This is a genomic window from Brassicibacter mesophilus (assembly GCF_050433385.1).
Lineage (GTDB): Bacteria > Bacillota > Clostridia > Tissierellales > Proteiniboraceae > Brassicibacter > Brassicibacter mesophilus.
Genome location: NZ_JBNPXI010000036.1, coordinates 19878 through 30750 on the forward strand (window position 1 = coordinate 19878; position 10873 = coordinate 30750).

At 31.0% G+C, this 10873-nt stretch carries 14 protein-coding genes; 11 read left to right on the plus strand and 3 right to left on the minus strand.

Going from position 1 to position 10873, the window contains the following annotated elements; translation table 11 throughout:
• Nucleotides 1-46 precede the first annotated feature (46 nt).
• From rnpA to HNR33_RS21625, 9 genes are all read left to right on the plus strand, one after another.
• Nucleotides 47-391 (plus strand): ribonuclease P protein component, encoded by a 345-nt coding sequence (gene rnpA / locus HNR33_RS21585; RefSeq protein WP_429087778.1) that lies wholly within the window; start codon nucleotides 47-49, stop codon nucleotides 389-391.
• A 2-nt stretch (nucleotides 392-393) separates the two neighbouring features.
• Nucleotides 394-603: a membrane protein insertion efficiency factor YidD gene (gene yidD, locus HNR33_RS21590; RefSeq protein WP_429087781.1), complete on the plus strand. Its 210-nt coding sequence runs from the start codon at nucleotides 394-396 to the stop codon at nucleotides 601-603.
• Between the two features lie 15 nt (nucleotides 604-618).
• Nucleotides 619-1383, plus strand: a complete 765-nt coding sequence (locus tag HNR33_RS21595) for a YidC/Oxa1 family membrane protein insertase (protein ID WP_429087784.1) — start codon at nucleotides 619-621, stop codon at nucleotides 1381-1383.
• Nucleotide 1384: 1 nt separating this feature from the next.
• On the plus strand, nucleotides 1385-2011 hold the full coding sequence (jag, locus tag HNR33_RS21600) for an RNA-binding cell elongation regulator Jag/EloR (protein ID WP_429087787.1): 627 nt from the start codon (nucleotides 1385-1387) through the stop codon (nucleotides 2009-2011).
• Between the two features lie 96 nt (nucleotides 2012-2107).
• Complete coding sequence (gene mnmE, locus HNR33_RS21605; RefSeq protein WP_429087790.1) at nucleotides 2108-3490, plus strand: tRNA uridine-5-carboxymethylaminomethyl(34) synthesis GTPase MnmE; 1383 nt, start codon at nucleotides 2108-2110, stop codon at nucleotides 3488-3490.
• A gap of 183 nt (nucleotides 3491-3673) precedes the next feature.
• The gene (gene mnmG / locus HNR33_RS21610) at nucleotides 3674-5575 is read left to right on the plus strand and encodes a tRNA uridine-5-carboxymethylaminomethyl(34) synthesis enzyme MnmG (RefSeq protein ID WP_429087793.1); all 1902 of its coding nucleotides are present in this window, start codon (nucleotides 3674-3676) and stop codon (nucleotides 5573-5575) included.
• A gap of 96 nt (nucleotides 5576-5671) precedes the next feature.
• Entirely contained in the window at nucleotides 5672-6388 is a 717-nt protein-coding gene (gene rsmG, locus HNR33_RS21615) for a 16S rRNA (guanine(527)-N(7))-methyltransferase RsmG (protein WP_429087796.1), read from the plus strand.
• Nucleotides 6389-6643: 255 nt separating this feature from the next.
• Nucleotides 6644-7441, plus strand: coding sequence for a nucleoid occlusion protein (gene noc, locus HNR33_RS21620; RefSeq protein ID WP_429087799.1), 798 nt, complete (start codon nucleotides 6644-6646; stop codon nucleotides 7439-7441).
• 323 nt (nucleotides 7442-7764) lie between these two features.
• The gene (locus HNR33_RS21625; RefSeq protein ID WP_429087802.1) at nucleotides 7765-8091 is read left to right on the plus strand and encodes a hypothetical protein; all 327 of its coding nucleotides are present in this window, start codon (nucleotides 7765-7767) and stop codon (nucleotides 8089-8091) included.
• Between the two features lie 31 nt (nucleotides 8092-8122).
• On the opposite strand, the gene HNR33_RS21630 is transcribed toward HNR33_RS21625, so the two are convergent.
• Nucleotides 8123-8725, minus strand: coding sequence for a hypothetical protein (locus HNR33_RS21630; RefSeq protein WP_429087804.1), 603 nt, complete (start codon nucleotides 8723-8725; stop codon nucleotides 8123-8125).
• 167 nt (nucleotides 8726-8892) lie between these two features.
• Here HNR33_RS21630 and HNR33_RS21635 point away from each other — a divergent pair, with 167 nt between their 5' ends.
• Nucleotides 8893-9366: a hypothetical protein gene (locus tag HNR33_RS21635; protein ID WP_429087806.1), complete on the plus strand. Its 474-nt coding sequence runs from the start codon at nucleotides 8893-8895 to the stop codon at nucleotides 9364-9366.
• Nucleotides 9367-9482: 116 nt separating this feature from the next.
• Here HNR33_RS21635 and HNR33_RS21640 read toward each other — a convergent pair whose 3' ends face one another.
• Both HNR33_RS21640 and HNR33_RS21645 read right to left on the minus strand, forming a co-directional pair.
• Nucleotides 9483-9713, minus strand: a complete 231-nt coding sequence (locus HNR33_RS21640; protein WP_429087808.1) for a hypothetical protein — start codon at nucleotides 9711-9713, stop codon at nucleotides 9483-9485.
• Nucleotides 9714-9805: 92 nt separating this feature from the next.
• Nucleotides 9806-10240, minus strand: coding sequence for a hypothetical protein (locus HNR33_RS21645; protein WP_429087811.1), 435 nt, complete (start codon nucleotides 10238-10240; stop codon nucleotides 9806-9808).
• Nucleotides 10241-10572: 332 nt separating this feature from the next.
• On the opposite strand from HNR33_RS21645, the gene HNR33_RS21650 reads away from it, so the two are divergent.
• Nucleotides 10573-10785, plus strand: coding sequence for a hypothetical protein (locus tag HNR33_RS21650; RefSeq protein WP_429087813.1), 213 nt, complete (start codon nucleotides 10573-10575; stop codon nucleotides 10783-10785).
• Nucleotides 10786-10873: the final 88 nt, after the last annotated feature.

Below are 10873 nucleotides of genomic sequence, written 5' to 3' on the forward strand. Positions count from 1 at the left end.
GTGGCCTTTTTATTCAATTTAAAGGAAACTTCTGAGGAGTTTTTCAATGGATGATAAACAAAGGTTAAAAAGCAATAGAGAGTTTAGGAATGTGTATGACACTGGGAAATCATTTGCAAACAAATATTTAGTTATTTTTTTTGTAAAAAATAACTTGGACAAAAATCGTATTGGAATCGCTACTACGAAAAAGATTGGAAATAGTGTTGTTAGAAATAAGATTAGAAGACGTATAAAAGAATCGTATCGATTGAATACCAACAAGGTGAAACAAGGGTATGATATAGTTTTTTTATCTAGAGTTAATGCGAAAAATGCAAACTATAAAGAGATTGAGAGTGCATTATTGCATTTAGTAAAGATAAGTGGATTATCAAAAAAAGGTGAATAAGTATGAAGAAAATAGCAATACTTTTAATAAAGCTATATCAGAAAGTAATTTCTCCTATAAAGCCTCGTACGTGTAGATTTTATCCATCATGTTCAGAATATTCAATTCAAGCCATTAACAAATATGGTTTTATTAGTGGTGGATATAAGAGTATAAAAAGGATTTTAAGATGTAATCCATTTAACCCAGGAGGATATGATCCTCTAAAATAAGAAGGGGGTTATTTAATGATAGATATTTTTGCTAAGCCGTTGGGGGCTTTGCTTAAGATTGTATATGGTTTTGTGTCAGGTATAGGGATGGATTTTGCTAGTTTATCTGCATTTTCTATAGCTGTCATAATTACAACAATAATTTTTAAGTTTTTGTTATTACCTTTAACTCTTAAACAGATGAAATCAATGAAGGGTATGCAGGAAATTCAACCTAAGCTTCAAGAGTTACAGAAAAAATACAAAAATGACCCTCAAACTTTGAATACAAAGACTATGGAGCTGTATAAGGAGCATAAAGTAAATCCTTTCGGAGGATGTTTTCCACTTTTAATTCAATTTCCTATAATTATTGCATTCTTTAGAGTAATGCAAACGCCTGTTCCTTATGTATTTAAAGATCAAGCGACATACGATGCTATAAATAAAAGTTTTTTATGGATAAAGGATATTGCACTTGCACCTAATGCATTAGTTGATGGTGTAATGAATGGATTGCAAGTTGGCACCTTTAATGTTCCAATACTTGCGATTATAGCTGCTGTTACTACTTATTTTTCAAGTAAAATGATGTCTACAGCACAGCAAGGTGCTCAGAATGATCAAGCTCAAGCTACTCAAAAGACTATGACTATAATGATGCCTATATTTATACTATGGATTGGAGCAAAATATGCAGCAGGATTAACATTGTATTGGGTTGTAAGTAATGTTTTCCAAATTGTACAACAGTATTTTACTAATAGATCTTTAGGTAAGGTTAAGGAGGAATCTAATTAATATGAAGTCTATAGTAAAAACAGCAAAGACTGTTGATGAAGCTGTTAATATAGCATTGAAAGAATTGAATGCTGAGAAAGAAGATGTAACTATAGAAGTACTTGAAGAACCTAGCAAAGGTTTGTTTGGGCTTATAGGTACTAAAGAAGCAAAGGTTAGAGTTACATCAACTAATGATCCTGTAGAGATAGCCCATGATTTTTTAGAACTGATATTTAGCAAAATGGATATTAAAGGGAAAATACGCACAGAGAAGAAGGGTAATGACCTTTTAGTTAATATTGAAGATATTAGTAGCTCTGATATGGGGATATTGATAGGTAAAAGAGGCGCAACCTTAGACTCATTACAATATATTCTTAGCCTTGTTATTAACAAAAATAGAGACAAGTACGTTAGAGTACTATTAGATACTGAAAACTATAGACAAAAAAGAGAAGAGACATTGATTAGGTTAGCTAAGAAAATGGCAAGTAAAGCAAAAAGTTTGAGAAAGACAGTAAGACTCGAACCTATGAATCCTTATGAGAGAAGAATTATTCATTCAGCTTTACAAAATGACTCTAGTATCGTTACTTACAGTGAAGGAGAAGAGCCCTTTAGAAGAGTTGTAATAGGACTTAAGTAATTATAATTAAACCCAGTATTTATACTGGGTTTATATTATGTTATAGTGTTTTTTGGTATACTAATAATACTATTAGATAAGTTGGGGTGGTTAATAATGGATACAGATACTATAGCTGCAATTGCTACAGCTCCAGGTGAAGCTGGAATAGGGATTATTAGAATCAGTGGGAAAAATTCAGTTAATGTTGCAGATAAAATATTTCGAAGTAAAAGATTTGATAGCTTAGACAGAAGTGAACAAAGAAAATTGAACTACGGACATATTATAGACCCAAAAGATGGGAAGAAGATAGATGAAGTTCTTGTAGTATATATGAGAGGACCTAATACATATACAAAAGAGAACGTTGTGGAGATTAATTGCCATGGTGGAATAATTCCAGTGAGACGTATATTAGAATTAGTTCTTGAAAATGGTGCAAGAATGGCTGAGCGTGGTGAATTTACTAAGAGAGCATTTTTAAATGGAAGAATAGATTTGGCACAGGCAGAGGCAGTTATGGATTTGATTAGTTCAAAGACAGATTCAAGCTTTGATGTATCACTTAATCAGCTAGAAGGAACACTATCTAAAGAAGTGTCAGAAATAAGAAACATACTATTAGCTATGCTAGCACATGTAGAAGCCTCTATTGATTTTCCAGAGGACGATATAGAGGATATGACGTATAGTCAGCTTGAACAACAAGGCGTTGAAGTACTAAATAGAATAAATAGATTACTAGATACTGCAAATACAGGAAGAATATTAAGAGAAGGCTTAAAGACAGTTATTTTAGGAAAACCTAATGTTGGGAAATCTTCTCTTATGAATGCTATACTTAGAGAAAATAGGGCTATAGTTACTGATATACCTGGTACTACGCGTGATGTTATTGAAGAATATGTCAACATAAAAGGTATACCGCTAAAGATAGTTGATACTGCTGGGATAAGAGAAACTGAAGATGTAGTTGAAAAAATTGGTGTTGATAGAGCAAAAGAGTTTTTAAATAAGTCGGACCTAGTAATAGTAGTTTTTGATATGTCAAGAGAGCTGACAAAAGAAGACTATGATATAATCGAGCTTGTTAAAGACAGAAAGGTCATTATATTGCTTAATAAAACTGATCTTCCAAACATAATTGATGAAGAAAGTATTAAAAAACTGCTTCCAGATAAAAGGATAATTAGTACGTCCATCATTAAAGGAGAAGGACTCGAGGCTTTAGAAAATACGCTAAGAGATATGTTCTTTTCAACTGAAATTAAAATTAGTGATGACATAATAGTTTCAAATGTTAGACATAGAGATCAGTTATTACAAGCTAAAGAAAATATAACTGATTTAATAGAATCGATTAAGTCTGGAATTCCTATAGATTGCGTTGAGGTAGATTTAAAAAATTGTTGGGAAAATCTTGGAGAGATAACTGGAGATACAGTAAAAGAAGATATCATAGATAAGATATTTGCTGAGTTCTGTATAGGTAAGTAGAAATGTAGATATCTACCATGAAAACTTTAATATGAATAAAATAGAATGTGCTATTTTATTCATATTAAAGCATATTTTTATATCTGAGCTTTCATATCTATAGCCATAATTAAGAGTCAAGAATTGGAATTTTGAGTATATATATATTGACAAATGAAGATAGAAGAGGAGGAAGCCTTTTTTATGGATAAAGCTATTCAGTATTTTGGCGGTAAATATGATGTTGTAGTCATCGGTGCAGGTCATGCAGGATGTGAAGCTGCACTTGCTACAGCTCGTATGGGAAAGAAAACCCTACTTTTAACAATTAGCTTAGATGCAATTGCACTACTTGCATGTAATCCATCTATTGGAGGAACAGGGAAAGGCCATCTTGTACGGGAAGTAGATGCATTAGGTGGAGAGATGGGTAAAGTTATTGATAAAACAATGATACAGATGAGAATGCTAAACACTTCCAAAGGTCCAGCTGTACATTCATTAAGAGCACAGGCAGACAAAAAAAAATATCAGAGTGTAATGAAGTACACACTAGAGAAGCAGTACAATCTTGATTTAAGACAAGGAGAAGTTGTAGAGATATTTGTTGAAGATGGAAAAGTAACAGGCGTTCTTACAAATACTGGAGCAAGATATGATGCACAATCTATTATTGTTGCTACAGGCACTTATTTAAGAGGAAAAGTATATATTGGAGAAGTCAGCTACGAAAGTGGACCAAATGGTCTTTTCCCTGCAAATAGATTATCACATTGTTTAAAAGACGTAGGGCTTAAGATGAAAAGATTTAAAACTGGTACCCCAGCAAGAGTACATAAAGATAGTATTGACTTGACTAAGATGGAGGAGCAGCCAGGTGATGATGAGATAATACCTTTTTCATTTTTGAGTGATAATATAAGAATTGAACAGGTACCTTGTTACTTGACATATACATCTAAGGATACTCATGAGACTATCAGAAGCAATATTGAAAGGTCTCCTATGTATGCAGGCAAAATGGAGAGTGTTGGGCCAAGATACTGCCCTTCTATAGAGGATAAAGTAGTAAGGTTTGCAGATAAAGAGAAGCATCAAATATTCATTGAGCCTGAGGGATTAGATACTTGTGAAATGTACGTTCAAGGGATGTCTACAACACTTCCTGAGGAAGTTCAGGAAGAAATGTATAAGTCAGTACCTGGACTTGAAAATGTCAAAATTATGAGAACCGCATATGCCATAGAGTACGATTGTATAGATGCTACACAATTAAAGCGCTCATTAGAACATAAAGAGATAGAAAACTTATTTTTTGCAGGTCAAATAAACGGTACATCCGGCTATGAAGAAGCAGCTGCACAAGGGATTCTAGCTGGTATAAACTCAGTATTGAAGCTTAATAATAAAGAGCCTCTTATACTCGACAGATCAGAAGCATATATTGGTGTTTTAGTTGATGATATAGTGACAAAAGAAACTAGCGAGCCTTATAGAATGATGACTTCAAGAGCTGAGTATAGATTAACTTTAAGACAGGATAATGCTGACTTAAGACTCACTGAGAAAGGATATAATGTAGGGTTAGCTACTGAAGAAAGATATAACGGAATGAAAAATAAAAAAGATGAGATGAATAAAGAGCTTGATAGATTAAGAGAAAAAAAAATAAATCCAACTAAAGAGATAAATGAGTTTTTTGAAAGTCTTAATAGTACACCTTTAAAAACACCAACTTCATTATATGACTTGATAAAGAGACCCGAGGTTTCATATGATGCTCTTAAAGTTATAGATACAGATAGGCCGGAACTAAGCAGAGAAATAAGGATACAGGTAGAGACAGAAATAAAATATGAAGGATATATAGCAAAGCAATTAAAGCAGATAGAACAATTTAAGAAGCTTGAGAGCAAGATGCTTTCGTCAGATATTGACTATAGTGAGATAAAAGGATTAAGGCTAGAGGCTAGACAGAAGTTGAATGCTATGAAACCTGAATCTGTCGGTCAAGCATCTAGGATATCTGGAGTTTCACCAGCTGATATTAATGTGTTATTAATCTATTTAGAACAACAAAGAAGATTGAATCAAAGTACTAAATAGGGGTAGCTTTAGATATTAGCATAGAAACCTAAAACCTAATATGAATAAAATAGAATGTTCATGGGATGAAGATTTTGAGAAACAGGAGTGAATATGATGAACAATACTGATATCCTTATTAAAGGACTATCTGAACTTAACTTAAACTTAAAAAAAGAAAAAATGGAGAAGTTTAGTGTATATAAAGAGCTTTTAAAAGAGTGGAATGAAAAAATCAATATAACCGCTATAACAGACGATAATGAAATTGATATAAAGCACTTTTTAGATAGCCTTACAATATTTAAAACAGGAAAGGTTATTAGCGGGAAAAAAATAATAGATATAGGTACCGGTGGTGGCTTTCCTGGTGTACCTATAAAGATTGTTGAAGATGATACGGAAGTAGTATTACTGGATAGCCTTAATAAAAGGTTAATATTTTTAGATGAAGTGATTAATAAGCTTGAACTAAAAGGTATAAGCACACTTCATGGAAGAGCAGAGGATTATGGAAATTCAGTTGAATATAGAGAAAAATTTGACATAGCTACTTCAAGGGCTGTAGCAGCTCTTAATATATTATCTGAGTATTGTCTTCCTTTTGTTAAGGTTAATGGATACTTTATTGCGATGAAGGGACCTGAAGTAGATGATGAAATTAAAGAAGCTCATAATGCAATTAAAGTACTTGGTGGTAGGCTTGAAGATAGGATAGATATAAAGTTACCTAATAGTGACATTAATCATAACCTATTGATTATAAAGAAAATTAGTCATACTCCGACAAAATATCCTAGATTAGCAGGAAAACCTAAGAAAAACCCGTTGTAAAAAATAAAATAACCAATAATATTGTAAAACGAAAATCAAATATTTTTAAAAAACATAGCAGGAAGATAGGTATTTGTAGAGAAATAAAATATATCAGGGGAGAAGTTTATCCGATAGCTTACAATTCTAATTTTCACACTTTTTTTAAGTTGGAATAAAGAGTTGCATAGCTCCTGGATAACACGACTACGTGTTCAGGTAAAGCTTATACTTAACCTGAACTGAGTCTTAGTTTACGGGGAGAGGATTGATGTAATGAGCAATTTATTTAATGAAGTCAATTATATTCCAATAAAATATATAAAGCCTAATCCATATCAGCCGAGGAAAAGCTTTAATAAAAGGTCACTTGAAGAGTTATGCCAATCTATAAAGACATATGGTATACTTCAACCAATTAGTGTGCGCAAAATAGCTGACGAAAGCTATGAGCTTGTAGCTGGGGAAAGAAGATTAAGAGCCTCAGAAATGGCTGAGCTTGAAAAAATACCAGCTATAGTAGTTAGCTTAAAGGATCAAGACTCTGCTGTTTTAGCAATGATTGAAAATTTGCAAAGAGAAGACCTTAATTTTATTGAAGAGGCTGAAGGTTATAATAATCTCATAAGCGATCATGGATTTACACAACAGGAATTGGCTGAAAAGCTAGGAAGAAATCAATCTACAATTGCTAATAAGCTTAGGCTTTTGAGACTGCCAACTGAAATTAAAAAAATACTGATAGAGAATGGTCTCACTGAAAGACATGCAAGGGCTCTTCTTAAGCTCCCAGATGAAAAGCTGCAGGCCTCTGTATTAGAAAAAATAATAAAAAATGATTTAACTGTTAAGAAGACTGAGAAGCTTATCAAAGATATACTAGATGATATGACAAAAGAAGAAGAACCAAAGAGTAAGCAAAATATAAAGAGTCTTATTAACTTTAGAATATATTTAAATACAATAAAAAATGCTTATAATGCAATTAAAGAAAGTGGAGTAGATGCAAAATACGAGCAAAGAGATGCTGGTGAGTTTATTGAGGTAGTTGTAAAGATACCTAAAAACAAATAAAGTTACATATAATTAAAAGCTTAGTATATCAATATATATTGATATACTAAGCTTTTTTATCTTTGATAAGGTTATTTCTTTCAGCGTACATTAATTATCAACTTAATTTTAGACACATAAATGGATTAACAAACCAAATATGGAATACGTATACATATAGAAGATACAGTTATATAATGTACTTATACATAATAAAACAGTATTATCATCTAAAGAATGAAAGGGGATGATTATGATTAAAAAGATAATTTGTTCGACTATTTTTCATTTAATAAATGATACTTATTACAATAATTTTGAAATTATAATATTGAGGTGTTATTATGGATTTTTCAATTTTTTCAATAATATTATGCGTATTATTAGTAGGACTTGTATGGTTTAAAGTATTTGTTATAAGTAAAATAAGAAAAAAGTTTCTTTTAATGATTTTTAATTTAGTGATCAGTATTTTTATTTTTTTATCAACAATAATTAATGTTTTTTTTGCAATCCCTAATGCACTGGATTCTTCTTTTTATCATTTATATATCTATCCAGAACATAATGCATATTATATTGTTCCTTTAATGGCACTATGTTTAATAATAGGCACATTAATCATGATAGCTCAAGATATTAAAGTTTTATACCATCATAAAAAAAGATAGGATGATTAATTACCCTATCTTTTTTTATCTTCTAAAAAGAATCATAATAACGCCTTACTGACTCCTCATGTTTGATTATTCTATTCCCGTAGTTATCTCTTTCAAGTTTTTGAAGTTTACAATCTATATAACTAGTACCATTATCAACTAACTTAAAACGCAACCCAGTATTGCTTTCTGGTGAAAACCCGTTGTGAAATAACATAGTTTTATCAGCAATTATTAAGCCACCAATGTTTAACCCAAGCTCTGTTAGTAAGCCACCAATTATACTTTTGGCACCTATAGCAGCTGTTATTGGACTTATTAATAGTGAGTAAAGTACAAAACTAGCAAAAGTTCCCCCATATTTTAAATCATCTACTTCCTTTTGTGTGAACCAATGTACATCACTATAATCTGTACCATTTAATCTTAGCTTAATAATGTACCAATCATATGAGTATCCTCTATTGGTTGAAATATGCACTTTATAATCTCCTATGTTTCTAAGCGGAACATACCATGAAGTAATTTCTCCTTCAGCTAAATTAGTCCATGTTTTTGTATCAACTCTAGCATGTGGAGTTGATACTGTTACTGTTACAGGATTTGAGCCTGTAGCTGCACATTTAAAGCTAATTTTTAATCCCAAAACATCTATGTATTGAGTTTGTGAGGATATGATTCTGTCAATAGTATCTAATTTTATGGAATTACAAACCAAATACAGTATTTATTTGAACAATTAAAATGAATTGATATAATGTACTTATACATAATGAAACAGTATTATCGTCTAAAGAATGAAAGGGGATGATTATGATTAAAAAGATAATTTATTGGATTGTTTTTATTGTTATCGTCATATCATTAATCATTTATTTAGCTACACCAAGAGGGACATTTGAAGAACTTGTATTACAGGAATATGAAGGACAGGATATACTAAAGAACTTTAATAAAATAAGTATGCATAAATATAATGGCATAGAATCTAAAGTAAGAGAAGATGATGATACTAACAAGATCAGGAAGTTATTAAATGAATTTAGCAAGCTCAATCTTATTGAATATAGAGGAGGGCAGCTAAATCGTGCCGATACAGGGAATGTGAAATACATGATGTTTTTTTCTAATGATACTTCTAATAAAATTATTATGATAGTAGTATATGATAATGATTTTATTAGCGCTGGTCCAAACTCAAAATTATACAAGATTTCAAATAAAGATATATTATTAGATTCATTGGATGATATATTTCATTCGTTGAGTAATGTTGTAGATAGGTAAGCTCTCAATAGATAAAAAGGAGAAGTGATATTTTATCTGAGCAATGCATCACTTCTCTTTTTAGCCGGCTACTTTTTTATCGTAGAAAATCATTTTGTTGTATCTCCATTAAATATTCATTTTTTCTCATCATCAGTTGGTTTTGCTAAGTAATGATTAGCTAACCAAAGATTAAGTAACATTACGCTACTTATGAATAGTATAACTACACCATGACCCGTATATGCCAAAAAAGCAGTCGTTAAAAATAAACTACAAATATAAATCAATCGAAATTTATTATAGGGTTTTGCTATAATGACTTTAACTTTTTCATAATAGTTAGCAATAATTTTATAAATTTTCATTCTAGAACTCCTTACTCTTTTTATATAAATTATAACAAAAAATACAATAAAAATCACCATTTAGAAAAAAATGGTGATTTTTATTGTATTTTTTAATTAAAGTATTTCCATCCACTATCTGAGTGGAAAGCGATGAGAATAGGTTCACTAACTTGCATTGGTAAAACTCCACCACTCCATCCCTTTTTAGGAGGAATATAAGTGTCTTTATATCCTGTATCTACTTTTGCTAAATCATAGTCATATTTATACATTGCATCGTATACCGATTTATAAAATTCATAACTATCCCTAGCTAGATCGTCAGCAAGAACTTCACAAGCACCTAAGTAAATTCCTAATATAGTTAAAGCAGGGGTTCCACCTTTTGCCAACTTATCTAAAACAACACCTATTCCAACCATAATCCCCTCATCTACTAGATAGTGTACTACAGGACTATCTGGATTTTCTCCTTGCCATGCTTTATAAGCCTGGTCTCTTAATTGTTTAACTTCACTTATGGTATAAATTTCTGTATGATTCATATACATACCTCCTTCTTTTAATTTTATTTTTGTAAGACTCCTCTTTGTTGGCCAACTTATTTCGCCTTACACTATATAAAAGGGTGCATCTATTAAAATTTTCAACCACTAATAAAAAAAATTTTTTTACAGTTTGTCCTTTTTTGTCTTAATTTGTTTTACTGTTTTTACTTTATTTGGTTGAAAAAAATGTCTTTTACGTCCTATTATTTAGTATAAACAATTAGCTTATATCTTAATTAGTATCAAAGAATTTGTATTTTTACCAAGCTACAGTACTTGTTTTCTCCAGAATATAAAAACTTAAAGGGATTCAGACAAGGGGGGATAAAATGCTAAGTTTAGCTAAAAAGTTTATTGATGAAAGTGAGGAGAATAAAGCACTTTATAAAAAAGCTATTATTAAGCACGATAAGAAAGCCTACAGTATATTAAATAGGAGATTTAGTGATTATATGTTTAAAATTAACGCTACAAGCTACTTACACAAATCTATTGTTTTAAATGCAAGAGAGTTTAAAAAAAGACAGTTAAGATTATATTAGGTAATTGCGAAACTCATGATTAAAAGAGGTGTAGAAAGAACCTATAGATGTAGAAGTGAATTTTTAAATGTAAACTAATGTGTTTTAT